Here is a 20,568-nt window from a genome sequence, read left to right as displayed (position 1 = left end):
GCGGGTCAGCCCTTCAGCCCGGACGTGGCCATCCCCTGGACGAGATAGCGCTGGAAGACGAAGAAGAACAGCACGATCGGCACCACCGAGATCACCGACATCGCGAACATCGGCCCGTACGCGGACTGGCTCGACTGGTCGATGAAGCTGCGCAGCGCGAGTGTGATGGTGAACTTCTCCGGCGCGAACAGGTAGATCATCTGGGTGAAGAAGTCGTTCCAGGTCCAGATGAACGTGAAGATGGCGGTGGTGATCAGCGCGGGCCTGGTCAGCGGCAGCGTCACCGACCAGTATGTGCGAAACGCCCCGCACCCGTCGATACGTGCCGACTCCTCAAGCTCACGCGGCAGGTTGCGCATGAACTGCACGATGAGGAAGACGAAGAAGGCGTCCGTGGCGAGGAACTTCGGCAGCACCAGCGGCCAGTAGGTGTCCACCATCCCGAGCCGGTTGAAGATGATGTACTGCGGGATCAGTACGGCGTGGTGCGGCAGCATCAGCGTGGCCACCATGAACCCGAACATCGGCCCCCGCATGCGAAAGCGCAGCCGGGCGAAGGCGTAGGCGGCGAGCGAGCAGGTGAGGACGTTGCCGACGACCGCGCCCACCGAGATGAACAGGGTGTTGCCGAGCAGCCGGGGCACGGAGACCCCGCTGACCCCGTCGAGCGCGGTGGTGTAGTTGGACCACTCCAGATGGCTCGGCCACAGGTCGAGGCTGGTCACCACCTCGGTGGCCGGTTTCAGCGAGGTGGCGAGCAGCCACGCGAGTGGGTACAGCAGCACCAGCAGTCCCACGAGTGCCGCCGTGTGGGGCAGCCAGCGCTTGGCGGCGGTGTTCATCGTGCCCCCTCGTCCCCGTAGAAGACCCAGGACCTGGACGTCTTGAAGAGGATCAGGGTCACGGCCCCGATCGCGAGCAGCAGCAGCCAGGCCATCGCCGAGGCGTAGCCCATGTGCGAGGCGGTGAAACCGCGCTCGTAGAGGTAGAGCGTGTAGAACATCGTCGAGTCGGCGGGCCCGCCGTTGCCGCCGCTGATGGCGAACGCGGGGGTGAACACCTGGAACGACTGGATGGTCTCCAGGACCAGGTTGAAGAAGACCACGGGCGACAGCATCGGCACCGTGACGGACACGAACCTCCGCCAGCGGCCCGCCCCGTCCAGCTCCGCCGCCTCGTAGAGGTCGGTCGGTATCTGCTGGAGCCCGGCGAGGAAGATCACCATGGGGGCGCCGAACTGCCACACCGTCAGCAGCACGATCGCGAACACCGCGAGGCTCGGGTTGCCGACCCAGCCGCCGGAGTGGATGCCGAACCAGCCCAGCGCGTTGTCGACCGACCCATGATCGTTGAACAGCGCGCGCCACACCAGCGCGACGGACATGCTCGCCCCGAGCAGCGACGGCGCGTAGAACGCGGACCGGTAGAAGCCGCGGCCCCGGCGCAGACTCTTCAGCAGCAGCGCGGCGCCGAGCGCGAACGCCAGCTTCAGCGGCACCGCCACCACGACGTACAGCAGCGTGGTGCCGACCGAGCGCCAGAAGCGGGGGTCGGCGGTGAGCATGTCGGAGTAGTTGCGAAGACCGATCCAGCGCGGCGGGTCGAACAGGTTGTAGTCCGTGAACGACAGGTAGAGCGACACCGCCATCGGCGCCAGCGTCAGCACCACGGCGCCGATCATCCACGGGGTGAGGAACACATACGCGGGCCACTGCTTCTCCCGCGAGACCCGGCGCCGCCGCCGTACGCGCGGGCTGCCCTCGGCGGCGCGGCGGGCGGGCGCGGTGGTCGACAGAGCGGTCATGACGTCAGCTCCCGGTTGGCCTCGCTGATGAGTTCGCGGGCCCCCTGCCGCGGGGTGGCCATCCCGAACATCACCCGCTGGTAGTTGCGGTTGAACGCCGACTGGATGGCGACGTCCCCCGAGGGCGGGGACGGGGGCGGCGGCTCCACCCCGTAGGCCCTGATCCGCTGGGCGTACCGGTAGATCTCCAGCTCCGGGCCTTCGAGGGTCTTGGCGACGTCCGCGGCGACGGTGCGGTTGGGCGGGGTGGAGCGGGTGAAGCCGAGGATGCTGCCCGCCTTGCGGTCGTTGAGGAGGAAGTCGACGAGTTCGGCCGCCTCCTTGGGGTGCGCGGTGTGCGCGCCGATGCCCATCAGCATCGACGGCTTGAAGTACGCGCCGATGTGCCCGTCGACCGTCGGCACCGGCTCGAAGTGGACCGAGTCCCCGAGCAGCGGCGGATAGCCGGGGAACGGGGCGTCCCAGGTGTAGTCGGCGGCGGCGAGGCCGCGGCCCATCGGGCTGTGCTCGGCGCTGTCGGCCTGTGTGGTGTCCTTGGCCTGCGCGATCGCGCCCTCGCGGCGCAGCGTGTCGCAGAACGTCCAGAACGCCGTCAGGTCGTCCTCGGTGAAGCCGAGCTTGCGCTCCTGCCCCTGGTAGAGGCTCTTTCCGTGGCTGCGCAGCCAGTCCTCGAAGACGTCCTCGTTGGTGCCGGGGTCGTTGGAGCCGGTGACCGCGCCGCCGTCCGGGCCCTTCAGACCGAGCTTGGCGATCCGCCGGTTGGCGTCGGCCCAGTCCTCCCAGGTCCAACTGGGCTTCGGCTTCGAAAGCCCCGCCTTCTCGTACAGGGAGGCGTCGTACGCGAACCCGGTGATCCCCTGCCCCATCGGAACCGCGTACAACTTGCCCCGGTAGGCCCCGGTATGGAGGAGCTGCTTGTCGACGTCGTCGGTGCGGATGGCGCCCTTCTGCACGTCCTCGTCGAGGGGGAGGAGCGCCCCGCCGTCGGAGTACTGGGACATCTGCCGGTAGTCGAGCTGGGCGACGTCGGGCACCTCGCCGCCTGCCGCCTGGGTGGCGAGCTTCTGGAGGTAGGACCCGAAGTCCGAGGAGTTGGTGCGCACCGTGACGCCGGGGTGCTCCTTCTCGAAGAGTTCGACGGCCTTCTCGGTGCGTGCCGCGCGGTCGTCGTTGCCCCACCAGGTGAAGGTGAGGGTGATGCCGTGGGACACGCTGCCGCTCGACTGCGAGCACGCGGAGAGCGTGGCCGCCAGCACGGTGCTGAGACCTGCGGCGACCGCTGCCATGGCGGCGCGGCGGCGGCGCGTGGACCGCCTCGGGCCGCATCGGGGCTCGTGCATGGGGCCTCCCGGGTTACGGGGTCGGGAACGGGAAGGACGTATGGCGGCCCGCCCCCGGGGCTCAGGAGGCCGCCCCGGGGTGGGTGCCGGTACGGATGCGGGGGTTGTGGGGTGTGCCGGGGGTGTGGGGGAAGTGTGGGGGAGGGGGCAGGGTCTCTCAGATGTCCTCGTAGACGTTCAGCCGGCCGCACATGCCGAACCGGCCGCGGGCGGTGGGCCCGGTGGACGTGGCGCGCGCCGCGGTCAGGTGCGCCGTGTCACCGTCCCTGAGGGCCGCGAGGTGTGCCCCGGTCGCCGCGGCGGCGGCATGGGCGCCGTCGCGCCAGCGGGCCTCCCACGCGTCGAGGCGGGGCCGCACCAGGGCGGCCGCCGCCCGCTGGAACGCGGCGAGCGGCTCCGGGTCGCCCGCCTCGGTCGCGGCGCGCAGTTCGAGGAAGCGGCGGGTCGCCAGGTCGCGCCGGGCGCGGGCCGCCTCCTCCCGCCGCTCCTCCGGCACGTCGGCGGGGATGCGCACGGCCCCTGCGTAGGTGTCGGGGTCGGTCAGGTGCTCGGGGGGCAGGGTGAGCACCGCGTCCCCGGCCTCCGGCAGGCCGCTGTTCTGCATGACGACGGTGATCTCAAGGCCGCCGCCGTTGACGAGGCGGTGGATGGTGCCCGGGGTGAACCAGGCCACCGTCCCCGCTTCGAGGGGGATCTCCCGGAAGCCGGAGGTGGCCAGGGTCTGCACGGCGCCGCTGCCCGCCGTGACCACGTACCCCTCGCTGCACGCGAGGTGCAGGTGCGGGGTGCCGCCCCCGGGGTGGCCGTCGACGGTGGGCCAGCCGTACACCGTCAGCCGGGAGACGCCGACCGCGCCGGGGAAGCCCTCGTAGCTCACCACGGGTGACGCTCCAGATGGGCGGTGACGCGCGCGCGGTCCCAGGCGCCGTCGGCGACCACGACGCGGTACTCGCGGGCGAGGGTGTCGCCCGGTTCGAGCACCAGCTCCTCGTGGAAGGCGAAGGAGGGCGCCACCGCGGCGAACGGGTCGTTGCGCACGAACCAGTGCGCCGGGTGCGTGCCCTTCTCGCCCGCGTGGTCGTTGCCCGCGGCGTGCTCGAACACCAGCGTCGCGTGCCCGTCGCGCCCGTCGTGCTCTCCCGAGTAGGCCAGCCACGGTGCCTGACGACCCATCAGCTCCGGGCCCTCCTCGTCCGCGGTGAAGACGCTGCCGTCCCGGAAGGCGCGCGGGCCGCGCCACAGCAGCCCGGTGTAGCCGGCCGCGGGGCGCCCGTGCGTGGTCGGGCTGCCGAACCGCAGCGGCTCGTCACGCACGTTGGTCACGGCGAAGCTCCAGGTGAACGACCAGCTCCCGGCCTCGGGGTCGACGTCGCGCACCTCGATGCGGCGCACCTCCTCGGCCCACCGCGAGCCGTCGAACGGGTGCCAGGTCAGGCGCTCGGCGATCACCGCGCCATCGCCCTCGGCCGCCACCTCGTCGAACGAGACATGGGCCATCGACCCGACCCGCTCGGGCAGCTTGAGGTAACCCTCGCCGTGCACGTACGTGTTGCCGCCCCAGAGGTTCTGTCCCGACAGGTGCGAGGCGGTGAGCTGGACCCCCTTGTGCCAGCGGTGGTCGTTGGGCCGGTAGTCGGTGACCAGTGCGCCGGAGAGGGTGCGCAGCGGGTGCAGGTACGGCTTCGGCGCCTCGAAGGCCGCCTCGGGACGGTAGACGTAGGCGAACAACTCGGTCCCGGTCGCCTCGTGCGCCACCGTGATCCGGTCGCCGTGGGCATGGGTGAGCGAGAGTGTCACGTGCGGGCCTCTTCCTCGCGGGTGGTGACGGGCGCCCAGCCGGGGGCCCCGCCGTGCAGCACGGTGTAGTAGGGGTCGCCGGGGCCGACCTCGCCCGCCCGGACGGGCGCGTCGGTGAACGCGGACTTGTAGAGGGCGGTGATGAACTCCAGGGTCCTGCGGCCGCCCTCGCCGCTGGTCGGATGGCGCCGCCCCGCCCTGATGTCGGCCACCAGGGCGCGCAGTTGGGCGATGTGCGAGCTGGGTTCGTCGTCGCCGAAGTCCCGCCACGCCCCGACGGTGTCCTCGGGGACGCCGGGGGCGGGGGTGATGCGCCAGTCGGCGTTGCGGTAGCCGTACAAATGGGTCACCTCGATGGTGGCGCGCTCGCAGTCGATGCGTATCCTGCTGACCTCGTCCGGGCTGAGCACGCTGTTGACGACGGTGGCCACCGCCCCGTTCGCGAAGCGGACCTGCGCGGTGGACACGTCCTCGGTCTCCACGTCGTGCACCAGCCGCGCCGCCATGCCCCGCACCTCGCTCCAGGGGCCCATCAGGTCGAGCAGCAGATCGGTCTGGTGGATGCCGTGCCCCATGGCGGGGCCGCCGCCCTCGGTGGCCCAACGGCCGCGCCAGGGAACGGAGTAGTAGGCGGTGTCCCGGTACCAGGTGGTCTGGCAGTGGGCCACGAGCGGCCTGCCGAAGGCGCCCTCGGCGAGCAGCGCGCGCACGTGGCGGGCCCCGGAGCCGAAGCGGTGCTGGAAGACGATGGACGCGTGCGGGCCCTCATCCCCGCCCTCGGCGGCCTCGATGGCGTCGAAGTCGGAAAGCGAGGGGCAGGGCGGCTTCTCGCACCACACATGGGCGCCTGCCGCGAGCGCGGCGACGGCCTGTTCGCGGTGGACGGCGGGCGGGGTGCACAGCACCACCAGGGCGGGGCTCGTCTCGGCGAGCGCGGCGGCGAGGTCGGTGGAGGCGTGCGGAATGCCGTTGTCGGCGGCGACGTGCGCCACCGCCTCCGCGTCGACGTCGACAGCGGCGACCAGCTCCACCTCTCCCTCCGCCGCGAGCGTCCGCAGCGCTGGCAGATGGGCGGACCTGGCAATGCCTCCGGTGCCGACCACGGCCGTGCGCAGCGGGCTGTCGGATCGGTGTGCGGACAAGGGGGGCAGGGGGGACAAGGGGGACCCTCTCTCGAAACGGGCGGACGGGTCCTGCGGGCGGCTCGATTCCTCACGGCGTCGAGCCGCCGAGGCGCGCCGTCGAAGCCGACGCCCGGTGGCGCGGCCCGGACGCCCCGGGCGCACAGCGGTGCCCGAGTGCGGAACGGGCCAGCCGCTCGCGATCTGTTCCAACGTTGTAACCGGGGGGTGAGCCCAGGGTCAACCCTCTGTCCAAGATGAACCTTGACCCAGGGAACGGGCGGTGACAATGGTCGCCACTCTGTGCATAATCTGCGGGAACCAGGAATGGGGGGTGTGCTGGGTGACGGCAGTGAGACTCAAGGACGTGGCAGACCGCGCAGGCGTGTCGATCAAAACCGTTTCCAACGTTGTACGCGGCGCGCCCCGGGTGTCGGACGCCACCCGGGAGCGGGTGATGCGCGCCGTGGACGAGCTGGGCTACCGGCCGAACCCCTCGGCGCGGCGGCTGCGGACCGGGCGCGCGGGACTCGTCGCCCTCGCGGTGCCCGACCTCGCCACGCCCTACTTCGCCGAACTGGCCCACCATGTACGGGCGGAGGCCGCCGCGTTCGACCTCACCGTCCTCATCGAGGAGACGATGGGGGACGCCAAGGAGGAGATGCGCCTGGCGACCGGGGTCGGGGCGTCCCTGCTCGACGGTGTGATCCTGTCGCCGCTGCGGGTCTCGCTCGACGAACTGGCCCGGGTGGCCGACGCGTTCCCGCTGGTGCTGCTCGGCGAGCGCGGCTACGGCAGGGGCCGGGTCGTCGCGGACCACGTGCTGATCGACAGTGTCGCGGCGGCCCGCGAGGTCACCGCCCATCTGATCGGCCTCGGCCGCACCAGGATCGCCGCCGTCGGCGTCGACGAGCACGGCTCGGCCACCAGCCGCCAGCGCCTTGAGGGCTTCCAGCTCGCGCTGCACGAGGCGGGGTTGACCTACGATCCGCGACTCGCCCCGCGCGTCAGGGAGTTCAGCCGTGTCGACGGGCTGCTCGCGACCCGCGCCCTGGCCGCACTGCCGCCGGGCGAACGGCCCGACGCGGTGTTCTGCTTCAGCGACATGCTGGCCGTCGGCGCGGCGCGTGCGCTGTACGAGGCGGGGCTCAGCGTGCCGGGGGACATCGCGCTCGCCGGTATCGACGGCTCCCAGGAGGCCCTGTACAGCACGCCGTCCCTGACGACGGTGGCCCCGGACAAGGCCGCGCTCGCCTCACTGGCCGTGAAGTGCCTCGCGGCCCGTATCGCCGCGAAGGAGCCGCTGCCGTTCGGCGTGCACATCGCACCGCACTGGCTGCGGGTACGGGAGTCCAGCGACGGGGTGCGCGGGCGGCTGCCGGTCTGAGCGGTGGGCGCCGGGGGCCGGGGAACGGCCGGACGGCGTGGCCCGCGTATCGCCCGCGGGGGAGTGGCCGCGTACCGCCCGGCCGGGGGAGTGGCCGCGTACCGCTCCTCAGGTTTGCGCTTCCTCAGGTCCGCGCGGCGAAGGGGCCGCTCTCGCCGAAGGCGATCCGTGCGAAGTTGGCGCCGATGCGGCGGTGTCCCTCGGGGCCCGGGTGGAGTCCGTCGGGGTGCGGTGCCTCCTCGTGGTCGCGCTCGCCGAAGAGGCGGAGTCCTTCGAGGTGGTACAGCGCCGGGTCGTCGGCCGCGCGCCGCTCCACGAGCGCGGCGAGTTCATCCCTGATCACCCGGAGTGTCAGCTTTCCGGCCGCGCGCTCCGCCGGGTCCCCGGTGGCCCTGAACCGCAGCGCGCCGCCCTCGAAGTCGGCCGCGAGCGGCCCCGGTGTGTCCTCCTGCACCGGGCAGAGGATCGGCGAGACCACGAGCAGCGGGGTGTCCTCGTGCCCCTCGCGCACGGTGTCGAGGAAGCCGTGCACGGCGGGCAGGAACGTCCGCAGCCGCATCGCGTCGCCGTTGACGATGTTGATGCCGATCTTCACGCTGATCAGGTCCGCGGGGGCGTCGCGCATCGCGCGCGCGGTGAACGGGTCGAGCAGCGCGCCGCCGCCGAAGCCCAGGTTCGTCAGCTCCACCCCGCCGCGCGCCGCGGCCAGCGCGGGCCAGGTCAGGGTCGGGGCCGCGGCGTTCGAGCCGTGGCTGATGGAGCTGCCGTGGTGCAGCCACCGCCGCCCGCCCGCGGGCGCCGCCGTGACCGGGGCGTCGGTGTGCAGCGCGATCAGCTCGGCGACCTCGGTGTGCGGCAGCCATATCTCGACGTGCTTGTCGCGCCCGGGCAGCCCGGTGAAGCGCGCGGTGCCGGGCGGCCCCGCGCTCAGCGCGCCCTCCTGTGTCACCGGGTCGAGCGTGTGCACGTTCCCCCCGGCCACGGTGGTACGGCCCGCCGGGCGGCCGTCGACGACCAGGTCGTACGGGCCGTCCGGGGGCGCGGGCAGACCGGGGTACGTCCGCTTCGTGGGCAGGGTGTCCAGCTCGATCACGGTGGCGCGGGTGCGCAGCGCGAGCCGCACACCGGACGGCTGGACCTCCGCGTGCGCCAGCCGCGCGTCGGGGATCTGGCGGCGGGCCGCGGGCGGCAGCCGGTGCGGCAGCAGCCCGTGCGCCGTGCGCTCCAGGTCGAGCGCGCCGCGCACCATCGCGGCGGTCACGGGGGTGGTGATCGGCGCGCTCGGGGTGCGCGCGGTTCCGGGACGCATGGGGGCTCCTTCGCTATGTGCCTATACATAGCATGCAAAAACCTAAGGTGTTTAGGCAAGTGTGTGGGCCCACCCTGGAGGGCACGTCCTACGGCGGCCTAGGCTGCTGGAGTGAACGGACGGGGGCCGCGACCTCCCGTAAGTTCCCGAGGACCGGTCCTGGGGGCCGTCCTGTGGTCCACGCCCGGCGGCGTACGACCGCAGGACGGCCCCCCGTGCCGACCGGTCCGCCGACGCGCGGAAACAGCGAGGTGACTGGCCGTAATGTTCACGACCCGACCGACACTCCAAGGCACCTTCGGCATGGCGTCCTCCACCCACTGGCTGGCCTCCTCCGCCGCCACCGCCGTACTGGAGGACGGCGGAAACGCGTTTGACGCGGCGGTGGCCGGGGCCTTCGTCCTGCACGTCGTCGAGCCCCACCTCAACGGGCCCGCGGGCGAGGTCCCCGCGCTCGTGGCCCCCGCGGGCGGCCCCGTACGGGTGCTGTGCGGGCAGGGCGTCGCGCCCGCCGCCGCCACCGCGGCCCACTACCGCTCCCTCGGCCTCACCCTCGTCCCCGGCACGGGCCCGCTGGCCGCCGCCGTGCCCGGCGCCTTCGACGCCTGGATGCTGCTGCTGCGCGACCACGGCACCAAGCACCTCGCCGACGTCCTCCAGTACGCGATCCACTACGCGGACGGCGGCCACCCGCCCGTCGAGCGCCTCGGCGAGACCGTCGCCGCCGTACGGGACCTCTTCGAGACCGAGTGGACAAGCTCCGCCGAGCTGTACCTGCCGGGCGGCGAACTCCCGCGCCCCGGCACCCTCTTCCGCAACCCCGCGCTCGCCGCCACCTGGCGGCGGCTGCTGCGCGAGTCGGACGCCGCGGGCGGCGACAGGACCGCCCGCATCGAGCGCGCCCGCGAGGTGTGGCGCACCGGCTTCATAGCCGAGGCGCTGGCCGGACAGGCCGCGCTGCCCACCATGGACACCAGCGGCGAGCGCCACCCCGGCACCCTCACCGCCGCCGACCTCGCCGCCTGGTCCGCGAGCTGGGAGGCGCCCGCCACCCACGACTGGGCGGACTGGACCGTGTGCAAGGCGGGCGCCTGGAGCCAGGGGCCCGCGTTTCTCCAGCAGCTCGCCCTCCTCCCCGCCGACCCCGCCGACCTGCCCCCGTACGGCTCGGCCGACTACGTCCACCTCCTCGTCGAGAACTGCAAGCTCGCCATGGCCGACCGGGAGGCGTGGTACGGCGACGCCGCCGCCACCCCGCTCGCCGACCTGCTCTCGCCCGAGTACAGCGCCGCCCGCCGCGCCCTGGTCGGGCCGTCCGCCTCGCACGAGGTGCGCCCGGGGTCGCCCGGTGGCCGCACCCCCCGGCTCGCCGCGCACGCCGCCGCCGTCGCCACCGGCGAGGGCGGCTTCGACGCGCTCGGCCTCGCGGGCGCCGGGGCCGGGGAGCCGACGGTGGCCAGACACGGCACCAGCGGCGACACCTGCCACCTCGACGTCGTCGACCGCTGGGGCAACATGATCGCCGCCACCCCGAGCGGCGGCTGGCTGCACTCCAACCCGGTCGTGCCGGAACTGGGCTTCCCGCTCGGCACCAGGCTCCAGATGACCTGGCTCGACGAGGGGCTGCCCAACACCCTCACCCCCGGCCGCAGGCCGCGCACCACCCTCACCCCCTCCCTGGCACTGCGCGACGGCGAGCCCGTCATGGCGTTCGGCACCCCGGGCGGGGACCAGCAGGACCAGTGGCAGTTCCACTTCTTCCTCGCGGTCGCGCTGCGCGCCCCGGTACGCGGCGGCCTCGACCTCCAGGGCGCCATCGACGCCCCGAACTGGCACAACGACAGCTTCCCCGGCTCCTTCTACCCCCGCGGCATGAAGCCCGGCAGCCTCACCGTGGAGAGCAGGACCGACGAGGAGACCGTGGCGGAACTGCGCCGCCGCGGCCATGACGTCACCGTCGGCGACCCCTGGTCGGAGGGGCGGCTGTGCGCCGTCACCCGCGACCCCGAGTCGGGCCTGCTCTCCGCCGCGGCCAACCCGCGCGGCATGCAGGGGTACGCCACGGGGCGCTGAGCGGGAGCCTCGGGGCGGGGGGCCGGCCGTACGGGGCTGCGGGGCGGAGTGGTGAGGGTGCGGGCCCGCTGACCAGCGACGGGGCCCCGCCGCCCTGCCCCGGGCGACCGGCCCCGTGCCGGAAGATCGCGGTACCGGCCTATCCTGGGGGAGAGTCGCCGTCGGCAGACACGAGACAAGGGAGTCCGAAGGTGCCGTCGATGCTGGACACGTGCGTGGTGGGGGCGGGGCCCAACGGTCTGACCGCCGCGGTGGAGCTGGCGCGCCGCGGCATGTCGGTGGCCGTCTTCGAGGCCCGTGACACCGTGGGCGGTGGCGCCCGTACCGAGGAGCTGACCCTGCCGGGCTTCCGGCACGACCCCTGCTCCGCGGCCCACGCCCTGGGCGTCAACTCCCCGGCGTTCAACGCGATGCCGCTCGACCGCTACGGCCTTGAGTGGCTGCACGCGCCGCTCCCGATGGCGCATCCGTTCCCCGACGGCACCGCCGCCGTGCTCTCCCGCTCCGTTGCCGAGACCGCCGCCTCCCTCGGGCCGCGGGACGCCGTGGCCTACCGTCGCCTCGTCGCGCCCTTCCTGCCCCGCTGGGAGCGCCTGGCGCGGGACTTCATGGCACTGCCGCTGACCTCGCTGCCCCGCGACCCCGTCACCCTCGCCCGCTTCGGGCTCGCGGGCCTGCCCCCGTACCCCTGGCTCGCCCGCCGCTTCCGCGACGACCGCGCACGGGCGCTGCTCGCCGGGCTTGTCGCCCATGTCATCGCCCCGCTGGGCGGCTTCGCCACCAGCGCCGTCGCCCTGGTCTTCGCGCTCGCCGCGCACGCCGGGGGCTGGCCGGTGGCGCGCGGCGGCTCCCAGGCCATCCCCGACGCGCTCACCCGCTACCTCGCCGACCTCGGCGGCGAGGTCCACACCGACTTCGAGGTGAAGCGGCTCGACGACCTGCCGCCCGCCCGCTCCTACATCTTCGACACCTCGCCCGACGCGCTCGCCCGCATCGCCGACCTCGGCCGCTACTACGCCCGCTACCGCTACGGCGCCTCCGTCTTCAAGATCGACTACGCGCTCGACGGCCCCGTGCCGTGGACCGCCGAGGCGCCCCGCAGGGCCGGTACCGTCCAGATCGGCCCCGGCAGCGGCGACATCGCCACCGCGCTCCTCGACGCCTCCCGGCGCGGACACGCCCCCGAGGCACCGTTCCTGATCACCACCCAGCCGAGCGTCGTCGACCCGAGCCGCGCCCCCGAGGGCAAGCACGTGTTCTGGGCGTACGGCCATGTGCCACCGGGCTGGCGGGGCGACCTCACGGACGCCGTCGAGCGCCAGGTCGAGCGCTTCGCACCGGGCTTCCGCGACCTGGTCCTGGCCCGCGCCACCGCGGGCCCGCCGGAACTCGCCGCCCGCAACGCCAACTACGTCGGCGGCGACATCGCCTGCGGCGCCGCCGACGGCATCCAACTCCTGCTGCGCCCCAAGGTCACCCTCTTCCCGTACGCCACCCCGCGCCCCGCGGTGTTCCTCTGCTCGTCCGCCACCCCGCCCGGCCCCGGCGTACACGGGATGTCGGGCCACAACGCGGCGAAGGCGGTGTGGCGCAGGCTGCGCGCGACCGGCTGAGTGTGCGGCGGTGGGATGCGGCGCCTGCGGTGTCCCACCGTGGGCATGCGGCACCCCGCCGCGGCGCCCCACCACCGCGAAAAAGGCCGGGCGGGCAGCGGTGACGCGCCTACGATGGCGCCATGACCACCACCCTCACCCTCGTCCGCGGCAGCATCACCGACCAGGAGGTCGACGCGGTGGTGAACGCGGCCAACAGTTCCCTGCTCGGCGGCGGGGGAGTGGACGGCGCGATCCACCGCAGGGGCGGCCCGGGCATCCTCGCCGAGTGCAGGGCGCTGCGCGCCGGCCACTACGGCAAGGGGCTGCCCACCGGCAAGGCGGTGGCCACCACCGCGGGCGACCTGCCCGCCCGGCATGTGATCCACACCGTGGGCCCGGTCTGGAGCGCCACCGAGGACCGCTCCGACCTGCTGGCGTCCTGCTACCGCGAGTCACTGCGGGTGGCCGACGAACTCGGCGCCCGCACCGTCGCGTTCCCCGCCATCTCCACCGGCGTCTACCGCTGGCCCCTGGACGACGGCGCCCGTATCGCGGTGGAGACCGCCCGCGCGACGAGGACGGCGGCGGAGGAGATCAGGTTCGTCCTCTTCGACGACCGCGCGTACACGGCATTCGCCGCACAGATCGACTGACCGCCACCGGCCGCCGAGGCGTCTGCCTCGTGCTCTCGTGCCCGTGGTGGGCTGGACCGCGCGCGGTGGCTCCCGGCCCGGCGCGCCTCAGGAGGAGGACGGGGCGGGGAGGTGCCCGAGCAGGAGGCGGGCGACGGCGGGGTGGAGGACGTCGTGGTGGGCGCCCACCGGGGCGTCCCCGCGGCGCACCACCGAGGACGCGTCCACGTTGACGTAGGACTCGTCCTCGGGCAGCCCCTCGCGCAGCACCTGCTCGATGTCCCGTACCTCGGTGCCCCGTACCCCCTGCATGCCGTCGAATCCCATGGCGCCCCACTTGCGGCCGACCGTGGAGAGTTCGGCGGCGTCCCCCAGCATCTGGGTGGACAGCGGGAACATCAGGCCGAGGCTGAGGTCGTGGTGGGAGAAGCAGGCCACGACGGGGCGCCGCACCTGGTCCTCGCGGTCCCACAGGGCGCCGTGTCCTGAGATCTGCTGGGGCAGGCTGCGGGCGAACGCGAAGTGCGACATCGCCGCCTGGAGCAGGGTGAGGCTCCACACGCCGAGGCGCTGCTCGCCGTCCTGTTCGAGGCCGCGCAGGGCGAAGCTCGCGACGCGCCCGCCGAGGCCGTGGCCGACGAGGTGGATACGGACCTTGGACGCCTCCGCCAGCGCGTACAGGCAGGGGCCGAGCCCCAACTCCCCGACCAGGCCCGCGCGTCGGCGCAGTACGTGGTAGACGACCTGGCGCAGCAGCTCGTGCGCGCCGTACCACAGGTCGGCGGGGTCCTGGGCGAGGCGGGCGTCGCCGAGCGGGCCGGCGGCGGAGACGGTGCCGGTCCTGGAGACGCGGTCGCTGAGGGGTTCCGCGGGCCTTGGCCCCGCCGTCGCGATCTCCCGCAGGGTGCCGTGCTCGGAGGGCGCCGCGTCCTGCGAGGCCAGTTCGGGGCGCTCCTGCCGCTCGGGCCTGTGGTCGGACCTGCGCGACGACTTCTCGGCGTCCCGCAGCGCGCCCGCGAACTCGGCGCAGACCTCCCTGGTGTCCTCGAACAGCATCAACGGGTCGGCCTGCGGCAGGAGTTCGCCCGCGGTGTCGCTGGTGTAGTCGGCCCGTGGGTCGTCGAGCGGTACCCGGGCGATCTCGCGCAGCGCCGTGCCGAGGTCGTCGAAGGAGGTGTCGTCGGTGGGCTGTTCCGTCAGCAGCCGGTCGATGGTGTCGACCGCGTCATGGCTCCTGGGCAGGGCGTGACGCAGGTCGTCGAGCCCGGGAGGGGTCAGGGCGGGGCGTGCCTCGCACGCGGCGCGTGTCTCGTCGGCCGTGAGCCCCGGCACCGGCTCGTCGCGAAGCCGCACGGAGGGCCAGCGCACGCCGAGCAGTCCGACGGGCGGGGTGTCGTCGGCGCGTTCCGCGGCGAGCAGGCGGGCGATCTCGTGGTCGAAGGCGTCGGCGGTCTCCTCGGTGTTGCAGGCGCCGTGCGCGATCACGTAGACGTCCTCGACCCCGCTGTCCGCGACGTCCCGCAGGACGCTCTCGACGGCCGGACGGTCGAAGCCGCCCCGGGAGTCGAAGGTCAGCGCGCCGAAGAGCGTGATGCCGGGAACTTCGTTCCGTTTCGTCATACGTCCCCCCACTCGCGGCACCCCCACGGCAGCCGCACCGGGCGACCGGTGCCGTGTCCGGTTCCGGTTCGCGCTTTGGACCTGCGAGATTCCGGTGCCCCGTGGAGGGCCGGTCATGCCGACGCGTGATACAGCGGCGTGGGGTGTAGTGCCGTGCCCCGCCCCGGACTTGCTCACGCTTCCTTCGCGTTTGGGGCGGGGGCGGTGGCTGTTGTTCCTGCGGGGGGGGGCACTAGGGCACGTCGCTCGGCAAGCTGCGCAAGCAGGGACCACCCCCGCGTTCGCGGGGAGCACAGGAGTTGGCCTGCTGTTTTGTCTCGGTGGACCGCGGTTTTTGCGTACTTTGCCAAAGCCGCCTTAGTGGTCAGAAGCGATTCATGTCGCTCATCGGGCGAACCCTCTGGGGGCAGATAATCCTAGCCGCGATACCGGTGCCGGTTCACGGCCGACATGTGCATGGGGCCGCCCTGTTGAGCCTCGTTATGAGGGTGGTTCCGGCGCTGATGAGGGTGGCTGCTGCTGCGATCTGGGCGGCGGTCATGAGGGGGGGCATCAGGAGGATGATCACGAGTACGACGGCTGCCGAGCCGGCACGCCGTGGCGGTGTGCCGGGGTGTATGGGATCGTGGAATTGGAGCGACACGCTGTGTCCTTCCTTCAGCCCCTTGTGCCGCCTGGTGTCCAGCCATCCGCGGCGCAAGGGGCTTTGTCGTAGGGCAAGTTCAGCTTTCGAAGAGCCATCGTGGACCCGAGTGCCGCACCAGGCAAACCCACGAACCCTGCCTTACGCCGAATGGTGGGGCCTCTCCCCGGGCACGTGGAAAACCACTCCTGGAACGGGACAGGGGCCGGGGGAACGGAACCCCCGGGGGCAGGAGCGTGGGCCCCTGATATGGGCCCCGACACGGCCGTCGGCGGCGCCCTTACTTCTTTTCGAGTGCGGCCGACAGTATTGAGGCCAACGGCCGGTAGGCCAGCGGCCGACCCGTCTGCCGCCATCGTTCAGCGGTCGGGAGCGGCGAAAGGGAGTTGGGGGTTCTGGTGCGCGAGTTCGAGGAGCCTGTTGTACTTGGCGACCCGTTCCCCGCGTGCGGGGGCGCCGGACTTGAGCTGGCCGCAGCCGGTTCCGGTGGCGAGGTCGGCGATGAAGGAGTCCTCCGTCTCGCCGGACCGGTGCGACACCATCTGGGTGTATCCGGCGTCGCGGCAGACCGCCATGGCCTCAAGCGCGGCGGTGACGGTGCCGATCTGGTTGACCTTGATCAGGGCGGAGTTGGCGACCCGGTGGGCGACGGCGCGTTCGATGATCGCGGGATTGGTGACGAAGATGTCGTCCCCCATGAGCTGGACCCGGTCGCCGAGGCGGGCGGTGAGGCGCGCCCAGCCGTCCCAGTCGTCCTCCGCGAGACCGTCCTCGATGCTCCATACGGGGAAGCGGTCGACGATCTCCTCGTAGCGGTCGATGAGTTGTTCCGACGTCAGTTCGTCGCCCGCCACGGTGTAGCGGCCCTCCGTGTGGAACTCGCTCGCGGCGGGGTCGAGGGCGAGGGCGACGCCCGTGGGGCCCGGGGTGTGGCCGGCCTCCTCGATGGCGTCGACCAGCAGGGTGAGGACGTCCTCGGGCCGGGAGAGCGACGGTGCGAAGCCGCCCTCGTCGCCGAGTCCCGTGGTGTGGCCCCCGGAGATGAGGCGGGCCTTGACGCGCGCGTAGATCTCGGCACCGGCCCGGATGGCCTCGGGGAGCCCCGGGGCGCCGAGCGGGGCGAGCATGAACTCCTGGAAGTCGAGGTCGCCCGCGGCGTGCACACCGCCGTTGACCACGTTGAAGTGCGGTACGGGGAGCCTGGGCGCGGTCCCGGCGATATCGGCGAGCGACCGCCACAGGGGTGTGCCCGCCGACGCCGCCTCCGCGCGGGCTGCGGCCAGGGAGACGCCGGTGACCGCGTTGGCCCCGAGGTGTGAGGTGGTGTCGGTGCCGTCGAGTTCGAGCAGGGCGGCGTCGACCTCGGCGGCCGAGGCGAAGCGGCGTCCGCGCAGCGCTTCGGCGATGTCGGTGTTGACCCTGGCGACGGCCCGCAGCACGCCCTGGCCCGCGTAGCGGCCCTGGTCGCCGTCGCGCAGTTCGACGGCCTCACGGCTGCCGGTGGAGGCTCCGGACGGCACACCCGCCCGGATACGGGCGCCGTCGGCTGTCGTCAGGGTGAGGGCGAGGGTGGGGCGGGCGCGGGAGTCCAGGATCTCGATGGCGTGCAGGTCCGCGATGTGTACCGGCATGGCTGTCCTCCAGAGGACGGGGGTGGCCCGCGCGGGGGAGGGGGTGAGGTGTGTCCTTCGCGAGGGAGGGGGCGCCGCGGCAAAGCCCCCGGCATCCCCGACCTTGCGCTCGTCGACATCGGTCGGCGGGTCCATCGTGGCCTCCTACGGACAGGTACGTATCTGTCGGTAGAGGCCATCAGCGGGGTCGCACCCGCGGTCAACGGCGAGCCTCATCGCCGTCCCACTTGAACCCCCGACTACCCCGCGACGCGCGTCCCATGCGCCCGGAGTGCTGCCTCCACCGGTGGACACCCACGGGCGAGGGGGCAGCGCCGCGGCCCGGGTGACGGCCTCAGGCGCGGCGCAATCCCGCACACGCCCCTCCGCAAAGGCGCCGCGAATGGGTGGATACCGCCATATATTTGTCCCGTGCGACGAGAACCCCGCGGACACCAGACGCCCGTATCCGATGCCACGGCCATGTCGCGGAGGGGTGCGAGGTGACCTCAGGACCGGCCGCGGACGACGGGACCGAGCTGGCGCGCGCCCACGACCGGCTGGCGCTCCTCTCCGACATCAGCGCCGCCCTCGCCAGCATCCTCGACGTCGACGAGACACTGCGCCGCCTGGCGCGACTCGTCGTACCGCACTTCGCCTCGTCCTGCGCGGTGGACCTGCTGGAGGGGGACCGGGTACGCCGCGTCACGGTCGCCCCCGCGCGCGACCCCCGGCGCAGGGAACCGGCCGCGTCGGCCCTCCCGGCCTGGTCGAACGACTCCGTGGAGCCGCTGGCGCGGGTCCTGCGCGGCGCCGGTCCCCTCGGCTCCGCCGGACACGGCCCCTCCGAAGGGCCCACCCTCGTGGTGCCCCTCCAGGCCCGCCGCGAGGTGCGGGGCGCGCTCACCCTGGTACGGGACCCTGACGGGCGCCCCTTCGACGAGCAGGACCGCTCGCTGGCGGCGGACATCGGCCACCGGGCGGGGCTCGCCGTGGAGAACGCCCACCTCTACGACCTCCAGCAGCACACCGCAGAGCAGTTCCAGCGCTCCCTGCTGCCGGAGCTGGGCGACGTACGCCATCTGCGCCTTGAGGCGCGCTACGTACCGGCGCGCACGGGGGTCGAGGTGGGCGGCGACTGGTACGACGCGTTCCGGCTGGTCGACGGGTCGACCGTGCTGGCGGTCGGCGACGTCGTGGGCCACGACCTGAAGGCGGCGGTGCGTATGGCGCAGATGAGGAACATGCTGCGCGCCCTCGCCTTCGACAGCGGTGACTCACCGGCGGGTGTGATGCGGCGCCTCGACGCGGTCATGCAGGGGCTCAGCTCGACGGAGCTGGTCACCGCGGTGATCGTTCGCGTGCACACACCGTCCCGTGGGCCGTGGCTCGCCCAGTGGACCAACGCGGGACACCCCGCGCCCGTCCTGGTGACCCCGCAGGGCCGGGCACACCTGCTCGAAGAGGCGCTGTCCCCCGTCCTCGGGGTGGACCCGGATCTGCGGAGGGCCGACGCCGTGACGGTGCTGCCGCCGGGCGCCACCCTGCTGCTCTACACCGACGGGCTCGTCGAGCGTCCCGGCGAGGACATCAAGTGGGGGCTCACCCGGCTGCGCCAGCACGCCGCCCGGCTCTGCCGCGAGCCCCCCGGAGCGTTCTGCGACGGGCTGCTCAGTGCCCTCGCCGGGCGGCGCCAGGACGATGTGGCGCTGCTCGCGCTGCGGGTACCGGTGTGAGACGGACGGCGACCGCGGGGAGGTCGCCGCGTCGGGAGTGCCGGTCACGGCCGGTCGGAACACGGCCTACCGGGTCGGGTCGAACTCCTCGGCGAGCGAGCGTGAGATGCGCTGCCGCAGTTCGCGGAAGGGGGCGGAGAAGCGTACGTCGTCGAAGGAGCGGGGGCGTGGGATGTCCACCCGGTACTCCTCCTTGACGCGTCCCGGGCCCGCCGTCATCACCGCGACCCGGTCGGCGAGGGTGATCGCCTCGTCCACGTCGTGAGTGACGAACACCACCGTCTTGCCGACCTTCTCCCACAGCGCCAGAAAGTCCGCGCTGATCCTGGCCCTGGTCTGGGCGTCGAGCGGCCCGAACGGCTCGTCCATGAGGAACACGTCGGGGTCGGCCGCCAGGATGCGTGCCAGCGCGACCCGCTTGCGCATCCCGCCGGACAGCCGCCGCGGGTAGTAGTGCCCGAAGTCGTCGAGACCGACGGCGGAGATCAAGTCGCGTACCCGCTCGCGCTGTTCGGCCGCCGGCACTCCGGCGATCGCCAGGGGGAAGCGGATGTTGTCGGCGACGGTGCGCCAGGGCAGCAGGGCGTCGTTCTGGAAGAGCAGGCCGACGCGTTCCGGGGCCTCAGGCGCGGGGCGCCCGTCGAGGCGGACGGTGCCACCGGTCGCGGTGACGAGCCCCGCGATGATCTTCAGCAGGGTCGACTTGCCGCAGCCGCTCGGCCCCACGAGGGCCAGGAACTCGCCCTCCGCCACGTCGAGATCCAGGTCGCGCAGGGCCAGGGTGCGCCGCCCCTCGGAGCGGTAGCCGAGCCGCAGGCCGCGCAGGGAGAGTTTGGGCGGCGGTGTGCCGGTGCCCGGCCCGCCCGTGGCCGCCGCGCTCACTCCTTCCCCACCAGGGTGAAGTCGAAGGCGTCGTCGAAGCCGGGGACCTGGTCCTTCTTGATGCGTCCCGTCTGGACGAGCACGTCCATGGTGTTCCGGTAGACAGCGCCGTCGATCCGCAGCCCCGCCGGGGTGTTCGTGATGGCCTCCCGGGTCGCCTCGTCGAGCACCTCGTCGCTCACCGCGAACTTCTCCTTGGCGAGCGCCTTGATCGCGAAGGACCGGTTCTGCCGCGACTTCTGCTCGGCGGTGGTCAGCCCCTTGAGGTATCCGGTCATGAGGGAGCGGTTCTTCTTCACCCAGTCGGTGTTGGCGAGCGTCACCAGGGACACGTAGTCGAAATCGGGCTTCCAAATGGACCGGTAGTCGCCGGACGTGACCAGTTGTGTCAACTGGGGGTCGCCGACCATCCCGGCCTGCGCCCCCTTGCCGATCGCGGCGGTCATACTCGCGCCCGTACCGCCGTTGATCACCTTCAGGCCCTTGTACGGGATGCCCGCGTCGTCGGCCGCTTTGATCAGTTCGGTGTCCGAGAGGCTGCCCACGGAGGTGACGGCGACGGTCTTGCCGCGCAGGTCCCGCACGCTGTGGACGCCGGAGTCCGCGTCGGTGACGAGCGAGTACGGCACGCGCCTGCTCAGGGCCGCGTAGGCGCGGATCGGCAGGCCCTTGGTCCGCGCCGACACGACGTGTTCCGGCGAGCCGACGAACACGTCGATACTGCCGCCGATGAGGGCCTGCAACGCCTCGGCGCCGCCGTCGAAGCAGATCTTCCTGACCTCGACCCCGGCGGGGAAGGTGTCGGCGTCCGTGGCGACGGTCGAGGGGTTGATGCCGCCGCAGACGTTGCCCACCCGTACGGTGCCGTCCGGGTCCGAGGCGTCGGAGGAGGCGGACGAGGAGCAGGCGCTCAGCACGGTCAGGGCGGCGAGGGCGACGGCGGCGGTGGGCGCGGGGGACCGTCGGCGCCCGGCCGGGCGGACGGTTCGCGGGGCCCGGTCTTCACGGTGGTACATGGG

The 20,568-nt window shown here is 73.0% G+C and carries 16 protein-coding genes and 1 riboswitch; of the genes, 5 read left to right on the top strand and 11 right to left on the bottom strand.

Features of this window, described 5'->3' with window-relative positions; genetic code table 11:
- Window positions 1–5: 5 nt before the first annotated feature.
- The 6 genes from ACIBIW_RS22235 to ACIBIW_RS22210 form a co-directional block, all read right to left on the bottom strand.
- On the bottom strand, window positions 6–842 hold the full coding sequence (locus ACIBIW_RS22235) for a carbohydrate ABC transporter permease (protein WP_399338686.1): 837 nt from the start codon (window positions 840–842) through the stop codon (window positions 6–8).
- On the bottom strand, window positions 839–1,804 hold the full coding sequence (locus ACIBIW_RS22230; protein WP_399338685.1) for a carbohydrate ABC transporter permease: 966 nt from the start codon (window positions 1,802–1,804) through the stop codon (window positions 839–841). The genes ACIBIW_RS22235 and ACIBIW_RS22230 overlap by 4 nt, the downstream gene beginning before the upstream one ends.
- On the bottom strand, window positions 1,801–3,144 hold the full coding sequence (locus ACIBIW_RS22225) for an ABC transporter substrate-binding protein (protein ID WP_399338684.1): 1,344 nt from the start codon (window positions 3,142–3,144) through the stop codon (window positions 1,801–1,803). Before ACIBIW_RS22225 ends, ACIBIW_RS22230 begins: the two co-directional genes overlap by 4 nt.
- A gap of 157 nt (window positions 3,145–3,301) precedes the next feature.
- Complete coding sequence (locus tag ACIBIW_RS22220; RefSeq protein ID WP_399338683.1) at window positions 3,302–4,024, bottom strand: cupin domain-containing protein; 723 nt, start codon at window positions 4,022–4,024, stop codon at window positions 3,302–3,304.
- Window positions 4,018–4,941: a PmoA family protein gene (locus tag ACIBIW_RS22215; RefSeq protein WP_399338682.1), complete on the bottom strand. Its 924-nt coding sequence runs from the start codon at window positions 4,939–4,941 to the stop codon at window positions 4,018–4,020. Before ACIBIW_RS22215 ends, ACIBIW_RS22220 begins: the two co-directional genes overlap by 7 nt.
- Window positions 4,938–6,092 carry a Gfo/Idh/MocA family protein gene (locus ACIBIW_RS22210; protein WP_399338882.1) on the bottom strand — a complete coding sequence of 385 codons (1,155 nt, stop codon included), beginning with the start codon at window positions 6,090–6,092 and terminating at the stop codon, window positions 4,938–4,940. The genes ACIBIW_RS22215 and ACIBIW_RS22210 overlap by 4 nt, the downstream gene beginning before the upstream one ends.
- A gap of 313 nt (window positions 6,093–6,405) precedes the next feature.
- Here ACIBIW_RS22210 and ACIBIW_RS22205 point away from each other — a divergent pair, with 313 nt between their 5' ends.
- Window positions 6,406–7,449: a LacI family DNA-binding transcriptional regulator gene (locus tag ACIBIW_RS22205; protein ID WP_399338681.1), complete on the top strand. Its 1,044-nt coding sequence runs from the start codon at window positions 6,406–6,408 to the stop codon at window positions 7,447–7,449.
- A 124-nt stretch (window positions 7,450–7,573) separates the two neighbouring features.
- On the opposite strand, the gene ACIBIW_RS22200 is transcribed toward ACIBIW_RS22205, so the two are convergent.
- Window positions 7,574–8,758: a GDSL-type esterase/lipase family protein gene (locus ACIBIW_RS22200; RefSeq protein WP_399338680.1), complete on the bottom strand. Its 1,185-nt coding sequence runs from the start codon at window positions 8,756–8,758 to the stop codon at window positions 7,574–7,576.
- A gap of 264 nt (window positions 8,759–9,022) precedes the next feature.
- Between ACIBIW_RS22200 and ACIBIW_RS22195 the strand changes: the two genes are divergently transcribed.
- The 3 genes from ACIBIW_RS22195 (at window position 9,023) to ACIBIW_RS22185 (ending at window position 13,079) form a co-directional block, all read left to right on the top strand.
- The gene (locus tag ACIBIW_RS22195) at window positions 9,023–10,831 is read left to right on the top strand and encodes a gamma-glutamyltransferase family protein (protein ID WP_399338679.1); all 1,809 of its coding nucleotides are present in this window, start codon (window positions 9,023–9,025) and stop codon (window positions 10,829–10,831) included.
- A gap of 200 nt (window positions 10,832–11,031) precedes the next feature.
- On the top strand, window positions 11,032–12,444 hold the full coding sequence (locus tag ACIBIW_RS22190) for a phytoene desaturase family protein (protein WP_399338677.1): 1,413 nt from the start codon (window positions 11,032–11,034) through the stop codon (window positions 12,442–12,444).
- A 122-nt stretch (window positions 12,445–12,566) separates the two neighbouring features.
- The gene (locus tag ACIBIW_RS22185; RefSeq protein WP_399338676.1) at window positions 12,567–13,079 is read left to right on the top strand and encodes an O-acetyl-ADP-ribose deacetylase; all 513 of its coding nucleotides are present in this window, start codon (window positions 12,567–12,569) and stop codon (window positions 13,077–13,079) included.
- 87 nt (window positions 13,080–13,166) lie between these two features.
- Here the strand turns inward: ACIBIW_RS22185 and ACIBIW_RS22180 are convergent, their stop codons facing one another.
- Window positions 13,167–14,678, bottom strand: coding sequence for a hypothetical protein (locus ACIBIW_RS22180; RefSeq protein WP_399338675.1), 1,512 nt, complete (start codon window positions 14,676–14,678; stop codon window positions 13,167–13,169).
- Window positions 14,679–15,680: 1,002 nt separating this feature from the next.
- On the bottom strand, window positions 15,681–16,952 hold the full coding sequence (gene eno / locus ACIBIW_RS22175; protein ID WP_399338674.1) for a phosphopyruvate hydratase: 1,272 nt from the start codon (window positions 16,950–16,952) through the stop codon (window positions 15,681–15,683).
- 162 nt (window positions 16,953–17,114) lie between these two features.
- A riboswitch (Fluoride riboswitch) is annotated at window positions 17,115–17,181 on the bottom strand.
- Window positions 17,182–17,434: 253 nt separating this feature from the next.
- Between eno and ACIBIW_RS22170 the strand changes: the two genes are divergently transcribed.
- Complete coding sequence (locus ACIBIW_RS22170) at window positions 17,435–18,667, top strand: PP2C family protein-serine/threonine phosphatase (RefSeq protein WP_399338673.1); 1,233 nt, start codon at window positions 17,435–17,437, stop codon at window positions 18,665–18,667.
- A 66-nt stretch (window positions 18,668–18,733) separates the two neighbouring features.
- Here ACIBIW_RS22170 and ACIBIW_RS22165 read toward each other — a convergent pair whose 3' ends face one another.
- Complete coding sequence (locus ACIBIW_RS22165; RefSeq protein WP_399338672.1) at window positions 18,734–19,549, bottom strand: ABC transporter ATP-binding protein; 816 nt, start codon at window positions 19,547–19,549, stop codon at window positions 18,734–18,736.
- Window positions 19,546–20,565 carry an ABC transporter substrate-binding protein gene (locus ACIBIW_RS22160; RefSeq protein WP_399338671.1) on the bottom strand — a complete coding sequence of 340 codons (1,020 nt, stop codon included), beginning with the start codon at window positions 20,563–20,565 and terminating at the stop codon, window positions 19,546–19,548. Before ACIBIW_RS22160 ends, ACIBIW_RS22165 begins: the two co-directional genes overlap by 4 nt.
- Between the last annotated feature and the right edge of the window lie 3 nt (window positions 20,566–20,568).

Origin of the sequence: Streptomyces sp. NPDC050560 (assembly GCF_044457285.1) — a bacterium.
Classification (GTDB): domain Bacteria; phylum Actinomycetota; class Actinomycetes; order Streptomycetales; family Streptomycetaceae; genus Streptomyces.
This window is presented reverse-complemented; position numbering and strand designations above follow the sequence as displayed.